13 protein-coding genes, 2 tRNA genes, 3 rRNA genes, 1 pseudogene and 1 other annotated feature (1 of these 20 running past the window's edge) are annotated in these 19,760 nt (G+C 55.5%); of the genes and pseudogenes, 7 read left to right on the top strand and 12 right to left on the bottom strand.

Features of this window, described 5'->3' with window-relative positions; genetic code table 11:
- Positions 1-107: 107 nt before the first annotated feature.
- Complete coding sequence (pssA, locus tag CSK29544_RS09380; RefSeq protein ID WP_004386364.1) at positions 108-1,463, top strand: CDP-diacylglycerol--serine O-phosphatidyltransferase; 1,356 nt, start codon at positions 108-110, stop codon at positions 1,461-1,463.
- Between the two features lie 53 nt (positions 1,464-1,516).
- Positions 1,517-1,840, top strand: a complete 324-nt coding sequence (locus CSK29544_RS09375) for a YfiM family lipoprotein (RefSeq protein ID WP_014728264.1) — start codon at positions 1,517-1,519, stop codon at positions 1,838-1,840.
- Here CSK29544_RS09375 and CSK29544_RS09370 read toward each other — a convergent pair.
- Positions 1,837-3,138: an MFS transporter gene (locus CSK29544_RS09370; RefSeq protein ID WP_007897198.1), complete on the bottom strand. Its 1,302-nt coding sequence runs from the start codon at positions 3,136-3,138 to the stop codon at positions 1,837-1,839. The two genes, CSK29544_RS09375 and CSK29544_RS09370, sit on opposite strands and share 4 nt — an antisense overlap.
- 117 nt (positions 3,139-3,255) lie before the next feature.
- Positions 3,256-3,711, bottom strand: coding sequence for a DUF4385 domain-containing protein (locus tag CSK29544_RS09365; RefSeq protein ID WP_007897194.1), 456 nt, complete (start codon positions 3,709-3,711; stop codon positions 3,256-3,258).
- 158 nt (positions 3,712-3,869) lie between these two features.
- Between CSK29544_RS09365 and CSK29544_RS09360 the strand changes: the two genes are divergently transcribed.
- Positions 3,870-5,666, top strand: a complete 1,797-nt coding sequence (locus CSK29544_RS09360; protein ID WP_029039329.1) for a thiamine pyrophosphate-requiring protein — start codon at positions 3,870-3,872, stop codon at positions 5,664-5,666.
- A 38-nt stretch (positions 5,667-5,704) separates the two neighbouring features.
- Here CSK29544_RS09360 and CSK29544_RS09355 read toward each other — a convergent pair whose 3' ends face one another.
- The gene (locus tag CSK29544_RS09355; protein ID WP_007897189.1) at positions 5,705-6,172 is read right to left on the bottom strand and encodes a helix-turn-helix domain-containing protein; all 468 of its coding nucleotides are present in this window, start codon (positions 6,170-6,172) and stop codon (positions 5,705-5,707) included.
- A gap of 247 nt (positions 6,173-6,419) precedes the next feature.
- On the opposite strand from CSK29544_RS09355, the pseudogene CSK29544_RS09350 reads away from it, so the two are divergent.
- Positions 6,420-6,659 (top strand): annotated as a pseudogene (locus CSK29544_RS09350) (molybdopterin-guanine dinucleotide biosynthesis protein MobB); the annotation flags it as partial.
- A gap of 170 nt (positions 6,660-6,829) precedes the next feature.
- Here the strand turns inward: CSK29544_RS09350 and rrf are convergent.
- From rrf to rluD, 8 genes are all read right to left on the bottom strand, one after another.
- Positions 6,830-6,945: ribosomal RNA gene (gene rrf / locus CSK29544_RS09345) — 5S ribosomal RNA — on the bottom strand.
- Positions 6,946-7,036: 91 nt separating this feature from the next.
- A 23S ribosomal RNA gene (locus CSK29544_RS09340) occupies positions 7,037-9,939 on the bottom strand.
- A 168-nt stretch (positions 9,940-10,107) separates the two neighbouring features.
- A tRNA-Ala gene (locus CSK29544_RS09335) sits at positions 10,108-10,183 on the bottom strand.
- A 33-nt stretch (positions 10,184-10,216) separates the two neighbouring features.
- A tRNA-Ile gene (locus CSK29544_RS09330) sits at positions 10,217-10,293 on the bottom strand.
- 68 nt (positions 10,294-10,361) lie between these two features.
- Positions 10,362-11,903, bottom strand: a 16S ribosomal RNA gene (locus CSK29544_RS09325).
- The 16S, 23S and 5S rRNA genes sit together here with 2 tRNA genes alongside, the layout of an rRNA operon.
- 439 nt (positions 11,904-12,342) lie before the next feature.
- The gene (gene clpB / locus CSK29544_RS09320; protein ID WP_007870142.1) at positions 12,343-14,916 is read right to left on the bottom strand and encodes an ATP-dependent chaperone ClpB; all 2,574 of its coding nucleotides are present in this window, start codon (positions 14,914-14,916) and stop codon (positions 12,343-12,345) included.
- Positions 14,917-15,045: 129 nt separating this feature from the next.
- The gene (yfiH, locus tag CSK29544_RS09315) at positions 15,046-15,774 is read right to left on the bottom strand and encodes a purine nucleoside phosphorylase YfiH (RefSeq protein ID WP_029039580.1); all 729 of its coding nucleotides are present in this window, start codon (positions 15,772-15,774) and stop codon (positions 15,046-15,048) included.
- Positions 15,771-16,751 carry a 23S rRNA pseudouridine(1911/1915/1917) synthase RluD gene (gene rluD, locus CSK29544_RS09310; RefSeq protein ID WP_029039581.1) on the bottom strand — a complete coding sequence of 327 codons (981 nt, stop codon included), beginning with the start codon at positions 16,749-16,751 and terminating at the stop codon, positions 15,771-15,773. The genes yfiH and rluD overlap by 4 nt, the downstream gene beginning before the upstream one ends.
- 129 nt (positions 16,752-16,880) lie before the next feature.
- Here rluD and bamD point away from each other — a divergent pair, with 129 nt between their 5' ends.
- Positions 16,881-17,618, top strand: a complete 738-nt coding sequence (gene bamD / locus CSK29544_RS09305; RefSeq protein WP_007896314.1) for an outer membrane protein assembly factor BamD — start codon at positions 16,881-16,883, stop codon at positions 17,616-17,618.
- A gap of 52 nt (positions 17,619-17,670) precedes the next feature.
- Here the strand turns inward: bamD and CSK29544_RS09300 are convergent, their stop codons facing one another.
- Positions 17,671-18,876: a lysozyme inhibitor LprI family protein gene (locus CSK29544_RS09300; RefSeq protein ID WP_007896311.1), complete on the bottom strand. Its 1,206-nt coding sequence runs from the start codon at positions 18,874-18,876 to the stop codon at positions 17,671-17,673.
- Between the two features lie 346 nt (positions 18,877-19,222).
- Between CSK29544_RS09300 and raiA the strand changes: the two genes are divergently transcribed.
- Both raiA and pheL read left to right on the top strand, forming a co-directional pair.
- Positions 19,223-19,564 carry a ribosome-associated translation inhibitor RaiA gene (raiA, locus tag CSK29544_RS09295; RefSeq protein ID WP_004385565.1) on the top strand — a complete coding sequence of 114 codons (342 nt, stop codon included), beginning with the start codon at positions 19,223-19,225 and terminating at the stop codon, positions 19,562-19,564.
- Between the two features lie 103 nt (positions 19,565-19,667).
- Positions 19,668-19,760, top strand: a sequence feature (Phe leader region) (it continues 32 nt past the right edge of the window).
- Entirely contained in the window at positions 19,669-19,716 is a 48-nt protein-coding gene (gene pheL, locus CSK29544_RS24740; RefSeq protein ID WP_192961017.1) for a pheA operon leader peptide PheL, read from the top strand. Its footprint overlaps the feature before it by 48 nt.

Here is a 19,760-nt window from a genome sequence, read left to right as displayed (position 1 = left end):
GTACTGGAAATGTTGACCACTTTTTTGGACAGTAATGGTATTATCGTCCGCTTCCGTCGTCTGCATTGCACAGAAGACCATCCACTTCAGAGAAGATATGCACTGTGATGTTGTCAAAATTTAAACGCAACAAACATCAACAACACCTTGCCCAACTACCGAAGCTTTCTCAGTCAGTTGATGATGTCGCGTTCTGTTTCGCGCCCGCCGATTTCCGCAAACAGCTCCTGGAAAAGATAGCGACGGCGACCACGCGTATCTGCATCATCGCGCTCTACCTTGAGCAGGACGATGGCGGCAAAGGCGTGTTGTCGGCACTTTATGAAGCCAAGCGTCAACGCCCGGAGCTTGACGTCAGCGTCCTGGTGGACTGGCATCGCGCGCAGCGCGGACGCATCGGCGTGGAAGCCTCGAACACTAACGCCGACTGGTATTGCCGCATGGCGCAGGAAAACCCGGACGTCAGCGTGCCGGTCTACGGCGTGCCGGTGAATACCCGCGAGGCGCTGGGCGTGCTGCATTTCAAAGGCTTTATCATCGATGATTGCGTGCTCTACAGCGGCGCGAGCCTGAACGACGTGTATCTGCACCAGCACGATAAATATCGCTATGACCGCTACCATTGCATCCGTAACGCGAAGCTTGCCGACGTGATGTTTGACTGGGTGCGCACGCAGTTAATGAATGGCCACGCGGTGAATCGTCTCGACGATCCGAACCGTCCAAAAAGCCCGGAAATCAAAAACGACATCCGCCAGTTCCGCCATCTGCTGCGCGACGCCGCGTACCATTTTCAGGGCGATGCCGATAACGATCAGCTGGCCGTGACGCCGCTGGTGGGGCTTGGCAAATCGAGCCCGCTGAATAAAGCCATTTTTCACCTGATGCCCTGCGCGGAAGAGAAGCTGGTCATCTGTACGCCGTACTTTAACCTGCCCGCGGTGCTGGTGCGTAATATCATCCAGCTTCTGCGCGACGGCAAAAAAGTGGAAATCATCGTCGGCGATAAAACGGCGAACGACTTCTATATTCCGGAAGATCAGCCGTTTAAGATCATCGGCGCGCTGCCTTATCTCTATGAGATCAACCTGCGCCGTTTCTTAAGCCGTCTGCAGTATTACGTCAACACCGATCAACTGGTGGTGCGTCTGTGGAAAGATGGTGATAACAGCTATCACCTGAAAGGCATGTGGGTCGACAATGAATGGATGCTGCTGACCGGCAACAACCTTAACCCGCGCGCCTGGCGTCTCGATCTGGAAAACGCGATTCTTATCCACGATCCGAAGCAGCAACTGGCTTCCCTGCGCCAGCGTGAACTTGCCGAAATCCGCACCCATACCACGGTGGTAAAACACTATCGCGACCTGCAAAGCATCGCCGATTACCCGGTAAAAGTGCGCAAGCTTATCCGCCGCCTGCGCCGTATCCGTATCGACCGGCTGATTAGCCGCATTCTCTGACGCCTGTCGCTTAACGAAGCCCTGCCATGCAGGGCTTTTTTATGGAGAACGCTATGCGCGCCTTTCTGCTTTCGTTAGTTGTCACACTTACCGGCTGTAGCCATATGGCGCAGGATAGCTGGGCAGGCCAGGATAAAGCCCAGCACTTTTTAGGCTCAGCGCTGCTCGCCGCCGCCGGGAATGAATACGCCCAGCGGCAAGGGCATTCCCCGGATCGGTCCGCCGCGTTCGGGCTGATGTTTTCGGTTTCCCTTGGCGCGACGAAAGAACTCTGGGACAGCCGCCCGGCGGGGAGCGGCTGGAGCTGGAAAGATCTGGCGTGGGACGTGGCGGGTGCCAGCGCCGGTTATGCGGTCTGGCAGATGGCGGAGCATTAAAGGCGCATGCCTTTTCCTTTGCGGTGAAGCTTCAGCGAAACCAGAAACGCGACGGCACCCATCGCCGAGACATACCAGAAAAACGCCGTTTCTGAACCCAGCGATTTCAGCGACAGCGCCACATACTCCGCCGAGCCGCCAAAGAGCGCGTTGGCAACCGCGTAAGAAAGCCCGACGCCCAGCGCGCGTACCTGCGCGGGAAACATCTCGGCTTTCACGATGCCGCTAATCGAGGTATAGAAGCTGACAATCAGCAGTGCGAGCATCACCAGCCCGAACGCCGCGAGCGGCGAACTGACATTTTGCAGCGCCATCAGGATCGGCACGGTACAGAGCGTGGCAAGCGCGCTGAAGCAGAGCATCGAACTGCGACGGCCAATTTTATCCGACAGCGCCCCGAAGAACGGTTGCAGCAGCATAAATGCGAAGAGTGCGGCGGTCATCACCATACTCGCGGTATTCGCATGCATTCCCGCCGTATTGACGAGATATTTCTGCATATAGGTCGTAAACGTATAAAAACTCAGCGAACCGGCGGCGGTAAACCCGAGTACCATGATGAACGCCCGACGGTTGCGCCAGAGGCCTTTCAGCGAGCCCGCCTCTTTCAGCGCGCGCGTCTCCTGCTGCGAAGTCTCATCCAGTGAGCAACGCAGCCACAGCGCCACCACCGCCAGCACCGCGCCCAGCGCAAAGGGAATACGCCAGCCCCAGGCGCGCAGAGCGTCATCTGACAAAATCTGTTGCAGCACGACGACAACCAGCAGCGCCATTAACTGCCCGCCGATAAGCGTCACGTACTGGAATGACGCATAAAAGCCTTTGCGCCCTTCGATAGCCACTTCGCTCATGTAAGTCGCGCTGGTGCCATATTCTCCCCCGACCGACAGCCCCTGGAACAGGCGCGCCACAAGTAACAGCAGCGGCGCCCAGGTGCCAATCACTGCGTAACCCGGCAGGCAGGCAATGACCAGCGAGCCGAAACACATCATACAGACAGAAATCAGCATGGAGGTTTTACGGCCATGTTTATCGGCGATGTAACCAAAGAGCCAGCCGCCGATGGGGCGCATCAGAAAGCCTGCGGCGAAGATGCCTGCCGTTTGCAGAAGCTGTGTGGTGCTGTTGTCAGAGGGGAAAAAGATATGCGCAAAGTAGAGCGAACAAAAGGAGTAGACGTAGAAATCAAACCACTCGACGAGGTTGCCAGACGAGGCACCGACAATCGCCCAGACACGTCGGCGGGTATCGCTGGAAGTCAGTGACGGTTTATCTGTCCGGGCGGTAACTTCGGTCATGTCTCTCTCCTTTTTAAATCCGCGGCTTGTACTCCGGGGCAACTAGCAGGCTATAAAACATCATGTTAATTATATGTTAATAGCATTTCCGTGAGGAGGCGGGGAATTTACGCGTCGTTAGCCCCACTTTTCCTGATGGGCTTTTTTACGCCGCAGATAATCTTCATCTGCCCGAATGCGATCCCACCACCCTTTAAAGACTTTTGCCGCCGCCGCTTTAGTCGGATCGTTGCCGCGCGGATTCAGGTTACGGTCGGCGTCATATTTTTTGCCGCCTTTATAATTGGCGTAGCGACGCGCGCGGGTGTACCCCATCTGAATGAACTTGCGCGCCATATCCATCCCGACAAAATCGTCCTTTTCACGGTACTCTTCAAACAACTGATAGATTTTTTCCGCCGAGGCTTTGGCGCTCTCTTCGTCTTTATAGCGCCAGTACGGGAGGATTTCGCTTTTATACGGCTCAACCAATAAGACGCCCTGTTCGCCACGCCCGACCTGATACCGTTCCGGGTGCGCGCGAAAGTCGATGCTGTCGAAGTCCTGCTGATAATCAAAAGGCTTTGTGGCCACGATAGTGCCTCCTGTAATGCGTTTCGTATAACCATAGCAGGCTTCAGAGAACTCCCGCTTTTCGCTTACCTCTATGAAGTGGACTACCCTTCAACAGGTTAGCTTTTCGAGCGCAGCTCAGGATTTATGCGCACACTCACCTGACGCGAGGCACGATAATGACCAAAAAAACGAGCGACTTTTTTGTAGAACGACTGAAAGCCTGGGGCGTAACCCGCATTTACGGCTACCCCGGCGACGGGATTAACGGCGTACTGGGCGCGTTGCAGCGCGCCGATAAAGCCGGCGACGGCATTGAGTTTATCCAGGTGCGCCATGAAGAGATGGCGGCATTTATGGCCTGCGCCCATGCGAAATTTACGGGCGAGCCGGGTGTTTGCCTCTCAACCGGCGGGCCGGGCGCTACCCATCTATTAACTGGCCTGTATGACGCGCAGATGGATCATATGCCGGTTATCGCAATTGCAGGCCAGGCGGAAACGACCGCCCGCGGCGCGACCTATCAGCAGGAACTGAATCTGGATCGCGTCTTCAGCGACGTGGCGAGTTTTGTTCAGGAGGCGGCAACGCCCGCGCAGTTGCGTCATCTGGTGGATCGCGGGGTGCGGATTGCGAAAGCGAATAATGGCGTGACGGTGCTGATCCTGCCAAAAGATCTTCAGGATGAACCCTGGCAGGAGCCGCAGCACGCGCATGGCTTCACGCATTCCGGGCCCGGCTATCAGCGCCCGCACGTGATCCCGCATCAGTACGATCTTCAGCGCGCCGCGGATATTCTTAACGACGGCAAAAAAGTCGCGATCCTGATAGGCGCGGGTGCGCGCGAAGCGGCGGTGGAAGTGGTACAGGCGGCAAACCTGCTCGGTGCGGGTGTTGCTAAAGCGTTGCTTGGCAAAGATGTATTGCCAGATGATGCGCCGTTTGTGACGGGCTGTATTGGCCTGCTTGGCACCGAGCCGTCGTGGGATCTGATGCAGGGCTGCGATACGCTGCTGATGATTGGCACCGGCTTCCCGTGGACAGAGTTCCTGCCAAAAGAGGGACAGGCGCGAGCGGTACAGATAGATATCGATGCCTCGATGCTCGGTCTGCGTTACCCGACAGAGGTAAATTTGCATGGCGATGCCGTAAGCACGTTACAGGCGCTGCTTCCTCTGCTCAAGCGTAAAGAAGACCGCAGCTGGCAGGAGAAAATCGCGGTTTCCGTCAAAGCGTGGTGGGAGAAAATCGAAGAACGCGCAATGGCGAAAGCGACGCCGGTCAACCCGCAGCGCGTGGTGTGGGAGATGTCGCCATTGCTGCCGGAGAACGCGATAGTCACCTCAGATTCCGGCTCATGCGCCAACTGGTTTGCGCGGGATTACAGAGTGAAGCAGGGCCAGCGGGCGTCGCTCTCGGGCGGTCTGGCGTGTATGGGCGCGGCAGTGCCATATGCCATTGCCGCGAAATTCGCTTTCCCGGAAAAACCCGTCGTGGCGCTGGTGGGCGATGGCGCGATGCAGATGAATAATCTCGCGGAGCTGATTACCATCCAGAAATACTGGCAGCGTTGGTCCGATCCGCGGTTGATCGTCTGCGTATTTAATAACCAGGATCTGAATCAGGTAACGTGGGAGCAGCGCATTATGGAAGGCAACCCGCGCTTTGCCGCCACGCAGGATGTGCCGGACGTGCCCTATGCGCAGTTTGCGGAATCAATCGGGCTGAAAGGGATTTATGTAGATTCGCCGGAAGAACTTCAGGCCGCCTGGCAGCAGGCGCTGGCGGCCGATCGTCCGGTCGTACTGGAAGTGAAAACCGATCCGGAAGTGGCACCGCTGCCACCGCATATCAGCTTCGCCCAGGCGAAAGGGTTTATGTCCTCTATGGCGAAAGGCGATAAATCGGCTGGTAAGGTGATTGCCGATACCGCGCATCAGGTGATGAATACCGTCCTGCCGGGTAAGAAATCGTAACGCGTCGGCTCCTCAGGCAAGCTGAGGAGCCTTTTCTCTTACTTGCGCAGTAATTTTTGCAGCCGCTGCTGCTGCCATTGTTCAATCCAGCCCCGTAGTAAGAATAAACGCAGGCCTTTCACTACCAGTAATCCACCCCAAATGAGCATCGCCCATAATGACCAGTGACTTTCCGGCGCTGTAAAACGATTAATCAGGAAAAGCCCAACGCAAACCACCACGGCAGTGGACAGGCTGCGATAAAAGTGTCGCTCCTCATCCAGACGCCTGCGGGCAGTGGATACCGCTTCATCCAGAGGGCCCGCAGCCTGGAGCGGCGCGCCCGTTAATTCTTCTACGCGCGTGTCAAAAACGGCGGCCAGCGCGCTTAAGGTTTCGAGCGAGGGCGGCTCGCCTTTTTCTATGCGCTGAATAGTGCGAACGCTGACCGAGGAGAGTTCTGCCAGTTGTTCCTGAGACCAGGCGCGAGCGAGGCGAAGCGCGCGGATGCGGTTTTCGGTTTGCATAACTGTGACCTTCTTTATGAGGGATGTGGCAGACAGTATTGCGCTCTGCTGGTAAAAACCGCCACGACACGGGCCTGACAGAGACACGACAGTAAGGCGACACGCTGCTGACATAGCTTCACAGGCTGAAAATCAGAATATGACGTGGCCGCAGGTTGAGCAAGATCGGGGCTTATTGTAAGCGGGGTATGGATGGATTTAATGTAGCAACCCTGATGTGCGTAGCGTCGGTATTCTGTTGCGAAGCTTGATTCTGGTGGAAGGGTTTAAACACGAGGCGATCGCGAAAATCATGCTGTTCCGGGAGGGTGCCGGGCGGGACGTCGCAGAGTTAATGCCGGACAGCCACGTGATTGCCGTGGCCAGCGATATCCCCCTGCCCGGCGTGGCACAGACGGTACTGGATATCAACGAGCCCGCGCAGGTGGCGGCGTTTATCGCTGACTGGCTGACAGCGCAGCGAGCACAGGTGTCATTCCGGCGATAAGCGCAAAGGGGCGGGGTTCAGGGAAAGAAAGGCGGAGGATAACCAGATGGTGGCATTAAGTGCTGTCGCGCGTAAAAAGCCGGATACGGTAATACCCGAAACCCTGCGGTTTTGTATCCATTTCATAAAGCAAAAACCCCTCAGCGGTGCTGAGGGGTTCTTTATTTGATGCCTGGCAGTTCCCTACTCTCGCATGGGGAGGCCCCACACTACCATCGGCGCTACGGCGTTTCACTTCTGAGTTCGGCATGGGGTCAGGTGGGACCACCGCGCTACAGCCGCCAGGCAAATTCTGTTCCGTTCACCGCTTCCGCCATGAACGTTTATCCGTCACAAGCTGAATTGTCTCTCAACACGCCAGACTTCTTTGGCGTTGTAAGGTTAAGCCTCACGGTTCATTAGTACCGGTTAGCTCAACGCATCGCTGCGCTTACACACCCGGCCTATCAACGTCGTCGTCTTCAACGTTCCTTCAGGAGACTTATAGTCTCAGGGAGAACTCATCTCGGGGCAAGTTTCGTGCTTAGATGCTTTCAGCACTTATCTCTTCCGCATTTAGCTACCGGGCAGTGCCATTGGCATGACAACCCGAACACCAGTGATGCGTCCACTCCGGTCCTCTCGTACTGGGAGCAGCCCCCCTCAATTCTCCAGCGCCCACGGCAGATAGGGACCGAACTGTCTCACGACGTTCTAAACCCAGCTCGCGTACCACTTTAAATGGCGAACAGCCATACCCTTGGGACCTACTTCAGCCCCAGGATGTGATGAGCCGACATCGAGGTGCCAAACACCGCCGTCGATATGAACTCTTGGGCGGTATCAGCCTGTTATCCCCGGAGTACCTTTTATCCGTTGAGCGATGGCCCTTCCATACAGAACCACCGGATCACTATGACCTGCTTTCGCACCTGCTCGAGCCGTCACTCTCGCAGTCAAGCCAGCTTATGCCATTGCACTAACCTCCTGATGTCCGACCAGGATTAGCTGACCTTCGTGCTCCTCCGTTACACTTTGGGAGGAGACCGCCCCAGTCAAACTACCCACCAGACACTGTCCCCACGCCAGATTATGGCGCCAGGTTAGAACATCAAACATTAAAGGGTGGTATTTCAAGGTCGGCTCCACGCAGACTGGCGTCCACGCTTCAAAGCCTCCCACCTATCCTACACATCAAGGCTCAATGTTCAGTGTCAAGCTGTAGTAAAGGTTCACGGGGTCTTTCCGTCTTGCCGCGGGTACACTGCATCTTCACAGCGAGTTCAATTTCACTGAGTCTCGGGTGGAGACAGCCTGGCCATCATTACGCCATTCGTGCAGGTCGGAACTTACCCGACAAGGAATTTCGCTACCTTAGGACCGTTATAGTTACGGCCGCCGTTTACCGGGGCTTCGATCAGGAGCTTCTCTTGCGATAACCCCATCAATTAACCTTCCGGCACCGGGCAGGCGTCACACCGTATACGTCCACTTTCGTGTTTGCACAGTGCTGTGTTTTTAATAAACAGTTGCAGCCAGCTGGTATCTTCGACTGACTTCAGCTCCACCCGCAGGGGCTTCACCTACATGTCAGCGTGCCTTCTCCCGAAGTTACGGCACCATTTTGCCTAGTTCCTTCACCCGAGTTCTCTCAAGCGCCTTGGTATTCTCTACCTGACCACCTGTGTCGGTTTGGGGTACGATTTGATGTTACCTGATGCTTAGAGGCTTTTCCTGGAAGCAGGGCATTTGTCACTTCAGCACCGTGGTGCCTCGTCATCACGCCTCAGCCTTAACTTTCCGGATTTGCCTGGAAAGTCAGCCTACACGCTTAAACCGGGACAACCGTCGCCCGGCCGACATAGCCTTCTCCGTCCCCCCTTCGCAGTAACACCAAGTACAGGAATATTAACCTGTTTCCCATCGACTACGCCTTTCGGCCTCGCCTTAGGGGTCGACTCACCCTGCCCCGATTAACGTTGGACAGGAACCCTTGGTCTTCCGGCGAGCGGGCTTTTCACCCGCTTTATCGTTACTTATGTCAGCATTCGCACTTCTGATACCTCCAGCATGCCTCACAGCACACCTTCGCAGGCTTACAGAACGCTCCCCTACCCAACAACGCATAAGCGTCGCTGCCGCAGCTTCGGTGCATGGTTTAGCCCCGTTACATCTTCCGCGCAGGCCGACTCGACCAGTGAGCTATTACGCTTTCTTTAAATGATGGCTGCTTCTAAGCCAACATCCTGGCTGTCTGGGCCTTCCCACATCGTTTCCCACTTAACCATGACTTTGGGACCTTAGCTGGCGGTCTGGGTTGTTTCCCTCTTCACGACGGACGTTAGCACCCGCCGTGTGTCTCCCGTGATAACATTCTCCGGTATTCGCAGTTTGCATCGGGTTGGTAAGCCGGGATGGCCCCCTAGCCGAAACAGTGCTCTACCCCCGGAGATGAGTTCACGAGGCGCTACCTAAATAGCTTTCGGGGAGAACCAGCTATCTCCCGGTTTGATTGGCCTTTCACCCCCAGCCACAGGTCATCCGCTAATTTTTCAACATTAGTCGGTTCGGTCCTCCAGTTAGTGTTACCCAACCTTCAACCTGCCCATGGCTAGATCACCGGGTTTCGGGTCTATACCCTGCAACTTAACGCCCGGTTAAGACTCGGTTTCCCTTCGGCTCCCCTATACGGTTAACCTTGCTACAGAATATAAGTCGCTGACCCATTATACAAAAGGTACGCAGTCACCCTCTTACGAAGGCTCCCACTGCTTGTACGTACACGGTTTCAGGTTCTGTTTCACTCCCCTCGCCGGGGTTCTTTTCGCCTTTCCCTCACGGTACTGGTTCACTATCGGTCAGTCAGGAGTATTTAGCCTTGGAGGATGGTCCCCCCATCTTCAGACAGGATATCACGTGTCCCGCCCTACTCATCGAGCTCACAGCCTGTGTGCCTTCGTGTACGGGGCTGTCACCCTGTATCGCCGGCCTTTCCAGACCGTTCCACTGACACACAAGCTGATTCAGGCTCTGGGCTGTTCCCCGTTCGCTCGCCGCTACTGGGGGAATCTCGGTTGATTTCTTTTCCTCGGGGTACTTAGATGTTTCAGTTCCCCCGGTTCGCCTCGTTAGCCTATGTATTCAGCTAACGATGATGCACCGAAGTGCACCGGGTTTCCCCATTCGGACATCGCCGGTTATAACGGTTCATATCACCTTACCGGCGCTTTTCGCAGATTAGCACGTCCTTCATCGCCTCTGACTGCCAGGGCATCCACCGTGTACGCTTGTTCGCTTAACCTCACAACCCGAAGAAGTCTTCGTGCTGCGAGTTTGAGAGACTCTGACACACCGCGCATTTCTTATTACGGAGAAATACAGCAGCGTGTCTGTTTCAATTTTCAGCTTGTTCCGGATTGTTAAAGAGCAAATACTTCGCAGTATACTCACTGAGTACACTCTGAAGTGATGGTGGAGCTATGCGGGATCGAACCGCAGACCTCCTGCGTGCAAAGCAGGCGCTCTCCCAGCTGAGCTATAGCCCCATCGTAGTTAAACCTCTTCAACTCCTGCGGAGTTGGTAGGCCTGAGTGGACTTGAACCACCGACCTCACCCTTATCAGGGGTGCGCTCTAACCACCTGAGCTACAAGCCTGTAGAGGTTTTGCTTCTTTACTTTCTATCAGACAATCTGTGTGAGCACGCGAGGTTGTATCTTTCAGGTAAGGAGGTGATCCAACCGCAGGTTCCCCTACGGTTACCTTGTTACGACTTCACCCCAGTCATGAATCACAAAGTGGTAAGCGCCCTCCCGAAGGTTAAGCTACCTACTTCTTTTGCAACCCACTCCCATGGTGTGACGGGCGGTGTGTACAAGGCCCGGGAACGTATTCACCGTGGCATTCTGATCCACGATTACTAGCGATTCCGACTTCATGGAGTCGAGTTGCAGACTCCAATCCGGACTACGACGCACTTTATGAGGTCCGCTTGCTCTCGCGAGGTCGCTTCTCTTTGTATGCGCCATTGTAGCACGTGTGTAGCCCTGGTCGTAAGGGCCATGATGACTTGACGTCATCCCCACCTTCCTCCGGTTTATCACCGGCAGTCTCCTTTGAGTTCCCGGCCGAACCGCTGGCAACAAAGGATAAGGGTTGCGCTCGTTGCGGGACTTAACCCAACATTTCACAACACGAGCTGACGACAGCCATGCAGCACCTGTCTCAGAGTTCCCGAAGGCACTCCCGCATCTCTGCAGGATTCTCTGGATGTCAAGACCAGGTAAGGTTCTTCGCGTTGCATCGAATTAAACCACATGCTCCACCGCTTGTGCGGGCCCCCGTCAATTCATTTGAGTTTTAACCTTGCGGCCGTACTCCCCAGGCGGTCGACTTAACGCGTTAGCTCCGGAAGCCACGCCTCAAGGGCACAACCTCCAAGTCGACATCGTTTACGGCGTGGACTACCAGGGTATCTAATCCTGTTTGCTCCCCACGCTTTCGCACCTGAGCGTCAGTCTTCGTCCAGGGGGCCGCCTTCGCCACCGGTATTCCTCCAGATCTCTACGCATTTCACCGCTACACCTGGAATTCTACCCCCCTCTACGAGACTCAAGCTGACCAGTTTCAAATGCAGTTCCCAGGTTGAGCCCGGGGATTTCACATCTGACTTAATCAACCGCCTGCGTGCGCTTTACGCCCAGTAATTCCGATTAACGCTTGCACCCTCCGTATTACCGCGGCTGCTGGCACGGAGTTAGCCGGTGCTTCTTCTGCGGGTAACGTCAATTGCTGCGGTTATTAACCACAACACCTTCCTCCCCGCTGAAAGTACTTTACAACCCGAAGGCCTTCTTCATACACGCGGCATGGCTGCATCAGGCTTGCGCCCATTGTGCAATATTCCCCACTGCTGCCTCCCGTAGGAGTCTGGACCGTGTCTCAGTTCCAGTGTGGCTGGTCATCCTCTCAGACCAGCTAGGGATCGTCGCCTAGGTGAGCCGTTACCCCACCTACTAGCTAATCCCATCTGGGCACATCTGATGGCATGAGGCCCGAAGGTCCCCCACTTTGGTCCGTAGACGTTATGCGGTATTAGCTACCGTTTCCAGTAGTTATCCCCCTCCATCAGGCAGTTTCCCAGACATTACTCACCCGTCCGCCACTCGTCAGCAGAGCAGCAAGCTGCTCCCTGTTACCGTTCGACTTGCATGTGTTAGGCCTGCCGCCAGCGTTCAATCTGAGCCATGATCAAACTCTTCAATTAAAAGTCTGATGCTCAAAGAATTAAACTGTTAGTTCGTAATGAATTAACTGTTGTTCACTTGAGACTTGATATTCGTTTATCGTCCGAGGACGTTAAGATATCAGTGCCCCGAGTGCCCACACAGATTGTCTGATAAATTGTTAAAGAGCGGTGCGACGCGGCATTCAGCCTGCTGTCGCGAGGTGGCGTATATTACGCTTTCCTTTTTCAGAGTCAAGCGTTTATTTTCGCTTTCGTCTGTCTGACGGGCCGGCTCGTTTGCCGTTGTGCCGTGTCAGTGGAGGCGCATTATAGGGAGTTCTTCTCAACTGACAAGAGGTAATTTTAAAAAAAATTCCGATCGTTCATTTTCCAGGCAGAACGGCTGAGGAACCACCATCATTGCCTGGTTTATAAACAAAAACGAGCCCCGCAGGGCCCGTTTTTCATTTTTTGCGAGTTACTGCACAGCGACAATATGGTTGTCGCGCACGATAAGCTCGATAGTTTTACCGGGCACCAGCTCACCGGAGAGGATTTGCTGGGCCAGCGGGTTTTCAATCTGCTGCTGAATCGCACGTTTCAACGGACGCGCGCCATAAACCGGGTCGTAGCCGTTCTCACCAAGCAACTGCAGCGCGTCATCCGAGATATGCACCGCATATCCCCGGTCTTCCAGGCGCTGATAAAGCCGCTGCAACTGGATCTGCGCAATAGAGGCAATGTGTTTCTGTCCTAACGGATGGAATACCACCACTTCATCAATACGGTTGATGAATTCCGGGCGGAAGCTCTGCCCGACCACGCCCATCACCAGCTCTTTCATGCTCGCGTAATCCAGCGCGCCGAAACGCTCCTGAATCAGATCGGAACCCAGGTTAGACGTCATGATGACCACGGTATTACGGAAATCGACCGTTCTGCCCTGCCCGTCCGTCAGACGTCCATCATCCAGCACCTGCAGAAGAATGTTGAACACATCAGGGTGCGCTTTTTCCACTTCATCCAGCAGAATGACGGAATAAGGACGACGGCGAACCGCTTCAGTCAGATAACCGCCCTCTTCATAACCGACATATCCCGGAGGTGCGCCAACCAGACGCGACACCGAGTGTTTCTCCATAAACTCGGACATATCGATACGTACCATCGCATCGTCACTGTCGAACATAAAGTTAGCCAGCGCTTTGCAGAGCTCAGTTTTCCCCACCCCGGTCGGCCCGAGGAACAGGAACGACCCAATCGGCCGGTTCGGGTCGGATAGCCCGGCGCGGCTACGGCGAATCGCATTCGACACCGCTTCGACCGCCTCATCCTGGCCGATCACGCGCTGATGCAGATCCTGCTCCATACGCAGAAGCTTATCGCGCTCGCTCTCCATCATGCGGGAGACCGGAATACCCGTCCAGCGCGCCAGCACCTCGGCGATTTCCGCGTCAGTGACTTTATTTCGCAGCAGCCGCATCGTTTTGCCTTCCGACTGCGTGGCGGCGGCGAGCTGTTTCTCAAGCTCCGGAATTTTGCCGTACTGCAGTTCAGACATTCGTGCCAGGTCACCCACGCGGCGCGCCTGCTCGATGGCGATTTTCGCCTGCTCCAGCTCTGCTTTAATGGTCTGCGTACCGGAGAGTGAGGCTTTTTCCGCTTTCCACTCTTCTTCCAGTTCGGAATACTGACGCTCTTTATCCGACAGCTCATCGTTCAGCATATCGAGGCGTTTTTTACTGGCCTCGTCAGACTCTTTCATCAGCGCCTGCTGTTCCAGTTTGAGCTGAATAATGCGGCGGTCGAGGCGGTCAAGTTCCTCTGGCTTCGAGTCAATCTGCATACGAATGCTGGACGCCGCTTCATCGATAAGGTCGATGGCTTTGTCCGGCAACTGGCGGTCGGCAATATAGCGGTGCGACAGCGTCGCCGCCGCGACAATCGCCGGGTCGGTTATCTGCACATGGTGATGCAGCTCATAGCGCTCTTTCAGGCCACGCAGAATCGCAATGGTATCTTCCACCGACGGCTGGGCGACAAACACTTTCTGGAAACGGCGCTCCAGCGCGGCGTCTTTTTCAATGTACTGGCGATATTCATCAAGCGTCGTGGCGCCTACGCAGTGCAGCTCACCGCGCGCCAGCGCCGGTTTGAGCATGTTGCCCGCATCCATCGCGCCATCAGCTTTACCCGCGCCGACCATAGTATGCAGCTCATCGATAAACAGAATGACGTTGCCTTCCTGTTTCGACAGATCGTTCAGTACGCCTTTCAGACGCTCTTCAAATTCGCCGCGGTATTTCGCACCGGCCACCAGCGCGCCCATATCGAGCGCCAGCACCCGGCGCCCTTTCAGGCCTTCCGGCACTTCGCCATTAACGATACGCTGCGCCAGCCCTTCGACTATCGCGGTTTTACCGACGCCAGGCTCACCAATCAGTACCGGGTTGTTTTTGGTACGACGTTGCAGAACCTGAATCGTACGACGAATTTCTTCATCGCGGCCAATGACCGGATCGAGCTTGCCCTGCTCGGCACGCTCGGTCAGATCGACGGTATATTTTTTCAGTGCCTGCCGCTGATCTTCGGCACCCTGATCGTTCACGGTTTCGCCTCCGCGCATATTTTCAATCGCTTGTGTGACGTTCGCGGTCGTGGCGCCCGCAGCTTTAAGTAAATCCGCAAGCGTTCCGCGCGACTCCAGCGCCGCCAGAACAAACAGCTCTGAGGAAATAAAATTGTCGCCCCGTTTCTGCGCCAGCTTGTCGCAGAGATTCAGTGCCCGCACCAGATCCTGCGACGGCTGAACGTCGCCGCCGGTGCCTTCCACCTGCGGCAGGCGGCTCAGCGCCTGGTCGAGATCGGTGCGTAACTTCCCGGCATTAACGCCTGCGGATGTCAGCAAAGGACGAACGGAACCGCCTTCCTGATTTAGCAGGGCGCTCATGAGGTGAAGGGGTTCGATAAACTGGTTGTCGTGCCCCAGTGCGAGTGACTGGGCATCGGCAAGAGCAAGCTGGAATTTATTGGTAAGACGATCCAGACGCATAACTCCTCCCATAACAGGTCAAAATTGCTACTGGAGATTAAATGAGGTCATCCCTCAATTATTCAAGGTTAATGACCTTAATTATGTAGAGCGTCAGTTATCCGTACCGGATCGTCTTGATTCAATAGGTTATATCAGCCAAATGAAACTTGCCATACGACCTGTCGTTCTGTCGCGGCGATACGAGAAAAAATCGTGGCTTTCGCTATGCGTACAGCGCTCACCGCCATAAACGGCGGTCACGCCCATCTTCGCGAGACGCTGGCGCGCCAGCAGATAGATATCGGCGAAATATTTCTCGCCGTGCGGGCGAAAAGCAGCTGCAGCCGCCGGATCTTTAGCGATAAACGCCTCGCGCACTTCCGGACCAACTTCAAAAGCCTGCGGGCCAATCGCCGGGCCAAGCCAGGCCTGAATAGTGGCGGGCGGCGCGCGAAAACAGGCGACGGTCTCTTCGAGCACGCCTTCGCAGAGCCCGCGCCAGCCTGCGTGCGCCGCCGCCACTTCCGTGCCGGACGACTCGCAAAACAGCACCGGCAGGCAGTCGGCGGTCATCACCGCGCAGACCGTTCCCCGCTCACGGGTATAAGAGGCATCCGCGCGCTTAGAGGGATACGGCCCGCCGTCGAGATGAAGCACCGCGTTGCCGTGGACCTGCTCAAGCCAGACGGGCGATGAAGGGAAATTCGCCGCCTGATAAAAGCGGCGACGGTTTTCTTCGACATGTTCAGGATTATCCCCGCAGTGCGCGCCCAGATTTAAGGCATCGTAAGGCGGCAGGCTGACGCCGCCGTGGCGGGTAGAGCTACAGGCCGCGACGCCCGAAGGCAGCGGCCACTGCGGAGTAATCAGTTTCATAACCAGTCCACGTCGTCTTTATGGGCTTCGAAGTCGGCGCGCAGCGCGTCGATAAGATCAACCATGTCCTGCGGAATAGGCGCATGCCACTCCATCAGAATACCGCTGATGGGGTGATAAAGACGCAGCATGGTTGCGTGCAGCGCCTGGCGATCGAACTTACGCAGCGCCTGAATAAATGCTTCACTCGCGCCTTTCGGCGGACGCGGACGGCCGCCGTACAGCTGATCGCCCACCAGCGGATGGGTGATGTGCGCCATGTGTACGCGGATCTGGTGCGTACGGCCGGTTTCCAGACGCAAACGCAGGCGGGTGTGAATCCGAAAATGCTCCATGATGCGGTAGTGCGTCACCGCCGGTTTGCCCATCGGATGCACCGACATATGGGTGCGTTTGGTCGGGTGGCGGCTGATAGGCTCGCTGACCGTACCGCCCGCCGTCATATGACCAATCGCCACCGCTTCATATTCGCGGGTGATTTCACGCAGCTGTAGCGCTTCAACCAGACGCGTCTGCGCCGGAACGGTTTTCGCGACAACCATCAGGCCGGTCGTGTCTTTATCCAGACGATGCACGATACCCGCGCGCGGCACATCCGCGATAGGCGGATAATAGTGCAGCAGCGCGTTAAGCACCGTGCCGTCCGGGTTGCCGGCACCCGGATGAACCACCAGATCGCGCGGTTTGTTGATAACCAGAATATCGTCATCTTCATAAACGATATTGAGCGGGATATCCTGCGGCTCAAAGCGCGCTTCTTCTTCGATTTCAGCATTGATGGCGACACGTTCCCCACCCAACACTTTCTCTTTCGGCGTATCGCACATCTGGCCGTTTACCAGCACGCGCTGGTCAAGGATCCATTCTTTTATGCGTGAACGTGAATAATCCGGGAACAATTCGGCCAAAGCCTGATCTAAGCGTTGACCGAGTTGTGACTCGGACACCGTTGCGGTGAGTTGTACTCGTTGTGCCATATACAGCTTCTTCGTTAACGTTGGGTTTTACGGCTTTGCCGTTTAATATAGTGTGCTATTGTAGCTGGTCTTAATCGGGAGCTGGAACAGTGAAACTCCCGCATAACATCTGAGGAAAGTCAAAACGTCATGACGCGCATGAAATATCTGGTGGCAGCCGCCACGTTGAGCCTGGCTTTGGCGGGCTGCTCCGGTTCTAAGGAAGAGGTGCCCGATAATCCGCCTTCAGAGATCTACGCGACTGCGCAGCAAAAGCTGCAGGACGGTAACTGGAAAGCGGCAATAACGCAACTGGAAGCGTTAGATAACCGTTATCCGTTTGGCCCATATTCTCAGCAGGTACAGCTGGATCTGATCTACGCCTATTATAAAAACGCCGATCTGCCGCTGGCCCAGGCCGCTATTGACCGCTTTATTCGCCTTAACCCGACCCACCCGAATATCGACTACGTTATCTACATGCGCGGCCTGGCCAATATGGCGCTTGATGACAGTGCGCTGCAGGGCTTCTTCGGCGTCGATCGCAGCGACCGCGATCCGCAGCATGCGCGCGACGCGTTCCGCGACTTCTCGAAGCTGGTTCGTGGTTACCCGCAGAGCCAGTACGCTACCGACGCCACTAAACGTCTGGTCTACCTGAAAGACCGTCTGTCGAAATATGAGCTTTCCGTTGCGCAATATTACACCAAACGCGGCGCGTGGGTGGCCGTTGTGAACCGTGTGGAAGGTATGCTGCGTGATTATCCGGATACCCAGGCGACCCATGAAGGGCTGGGCCTGATGGAAAACGCCTATCGCGAGCTGCAGCTCAACGCGCAGGCGGATAAAGTGGCGAAAATTATCGCCGCGAATAACACCGGCTCCTGATCCTTACATCAGCGTAAAAAGCCAGCCCGGCGGGCTGGCTTTTTTTATGGCGTTACTCACCGGTCCACGTCGATCCGTCAATAAAGGTAACGCGGTCATCCACCCACTCGCGCACGATGTTCTCTGCCGCTTTACGGGCGTTTTCGGGCGTAAAGCCGCGATCGTTTTGCAACCACTCTGCCGTTGCCTGACGCGCAGGCTCAAGCGCCGCCAGCACTTTTTCACGCTGCGCTTTTGGCCAGGCCGCTTCGTCTTTCCACTCGCGGATCTCTTTTTCCGAATCCCGCGGTTTTTGAGCCGGTTCGGAAGGGTTGAGGTAATCCTCCGGCTTAACGGTCACGTGCAGCTCAAAAATACGCCAGTCCGCATAGCTGGCATGCTGAATCGTCCCGGCGCCTTCACTCGCTTTGCTCAGCGCATCGGAAAACGCATCGTCGAGCGCTTTCCAGGCGGGCGTACTGAAAATTGCAGCCTGAGGGGCACAAACTGGCGCTGCGCCATCGCGTGATGAACCATACAGCGCCCCAAACGCTTCATAAGCGGCCTGCCCTTGCGCCGGGAAAATAAAGCAGTGGACGTACGGGCGATCGCTATCGTTTTCGTAATCCAGCCTTTCGATATTCATACGCAGCAGCGTCAGCACCGCCCGGTCTTTGCCCTCTTTCGGGTCGCTGTCGATATCTTTCATCACCGACCAGGCGAAATCATCATCCTTAAGCCCGTCCAGCGCCATCTGATGACGCTTATTGGCCTCCTGCGCCGTCACGCCGCTGGCGGGTACGAAACGGTTGAGATAGACCAGCCATGCGGAGGCGAGCGGTGTCTGATACTGGCGCAGCTTATCCGTGGCGGTCGCCGGTGAAGCAGGGATAAGACTGACCGCGGCATCGAAATCGTGGGTGGCGCGGCGCGCGATACGCTCAAGCTGTTCAGCGCGGGGTTTCATGGTCGCCATAAGACACGCGTTAAGTTCACTCGCGTTACCCGCACAGGCGTTGCGCGTTTTAAGCCACGCGCGCTGCTCCGTGCGTAACGCCGCGGCGTCCTGTGCGGTCATGCTGCTTGTCGCGCGCAGGTAGCTGTCGCTGATTTTGCTGTCGAGTTCGCCGAGCGACGTTTGCTGGCAGATGGCGTGTTCAACAGGCGTGCCCGCTTTATCACAATCAAATGACGCGCCGATGGCAGGCGCAGCGCCACAGGCGAGCGTCACACAGAGCGCGAGACGACGAAGCGCCGTCAGCCGAAAGGTGGCTTTCATAACAATCCTTTTTACGTAAAGAGCCGTGCATTTAGGCAGGTATGAGTGACGCATTATTGCCGAAGCTGCGCCTTTCGAGGAGCTCTTAAAAAAGGTATACGGACCAAAAAAGAGGCATAAAAACGGATTTGATGAAGGTTTAAACAGAGAAGGCGGTGGAGTTAACTCATCAACTATGACCGCTTTTAACGAGGCCGACAAGCGAAATCCGCCCTCTTCCTGTCCTGACTCACAAAAACGTTTTATTGACAAAAAGTGACAAAATAAAGTGATCTGAATCACGCAAATTGACGCTGGGGCGGTTATGCTGAAGTTACCAAGACGGGAAAGACAAGAGGTAACATTTATGACAATGAACATTACCAGCAAACAGATGGAAATCACCCCCGCTATCCGCCAGCACGTCGCCGACCGTCTCGCCAAACTTGAAAAATGGCAAACTCATCTGATTAATCCGCATATCATTTTATCTAAAGAGCCCCAGGGGTTCGTCGCGGACGCCACCATCAATACGCCTAACGGCCATCTGGTCGCCAGCGCCAAACATGAAGATATGTACACGGCCATTAACGAACTCATTAACAAGCTGGAAAGGCAACTGAACAAGGTGCAACACAAAGGCGAGGCCCGCCGCACCACAGGCTCCGTTAAAGACGCCAACTTCGCCGAAGTCGAAGAAGAAGAGTAAAAACATCAGCGTCATCTTTTATCACGCGCCTTCGGGCGCGTTTTTTATTGACAGAACAAAAAGGGTGCGGGTACTTTACCGGTATGCTTATTAAGGAATCTCTCATGAAGCAACACGCGTTTTTCTTCGCTTTCTTTTTTACCTTCCCCTGAACGGGAGGCGTGTCGTCGTACAGAAAGCAAGCGAAGACGAACTA

This window comes from Cronobacter sakazakii (assembly GCF_000982825.1).
Taxonomy (GTDB): Bacteria; Pseudomonadota; Gammaproteobacteria; order Enterobacterales; family Enterobacteriaceae; genus Cronobacter; species Cronobacter sakazakii.
The sequence above is the reverse complement of the archived record's forward strand: the minus strand, read 5'-3'. Positions and strand labels throughout refer to the sequence as shown.

Coding starts and splice junctions, on each gene's coding strand:
- pssA (WP_004386364.1), top strand. CDS start 108: ATGTTGTCAAAATTTAAACGCAACAAACATCAACAACACCTTGCCCAA.
- CSK29544_RS09375 (WP_014728264.1), top strand. CDS start 1,517: ATGCGCGCCTTTCTGCTTTCGTTAGTTGTCACACTTACCGGCTGTAGC.
- CSK29544_RS09370 (WP_007897198.1), bottom strand. CDS start 3,138: ATGACCGAAGTTACCGCCCGGACAGATAAACCGTCACTGACTTCCAGC.
- CSK29544_RS09360 (WP_029039329.1), top strand. CDS start 3,870: ATGACCAAAAAAACGAGCGACTTTTTTGTAGAACGACTGAAAGCCTGG.
- CSK29544_RS09355 (WP_007897189.1), bottom strand. CDS start 6,172: ATGCAAACCGAAAACCGCATCCGCGCGCTTCGCCTCGCTCGCGCCTGG.
- clpB (WP_007870142.1), bottom strand. CDS start 14,916: ATGCGTCTGGATCGTCTTACCAATAAATTCCAGCTTGCTCTTGCCGAT.
- yfiH (WP_029039580.1), bottom strand. CDS start 15,774: ATGAAACTGATTACTCCGCAGTGGCCGCTGCCTTCGGGCGTCGCGGCC.
- rluD (WP_029039581.1), bottom strand. CDS start 16,751: ATGGCACAACGAGTACAACTCACCGCAACGGTGTCCGAGTCACAACTC.
- bamD (WP_007896314.1), top strand. CDS start 16,881: ATGACGCGCATGAAATATCTGGTGGCAGCCGCCACGTTGAGCCTGGCT.
- CSK29544_RS09300 (WP_007896311.1), bottom strand. CDS start 18,876: ATGAAAGCCACCTTTCGGCTGACGGCGCTTCGTCGTCTCGCGCTCTGT.
- raiA (WP_004385565.1), top strand. CDS start 19,223: ATGACAATGAACATTACCAGCAAACAGATGGAAATCACCCCCGCTATC.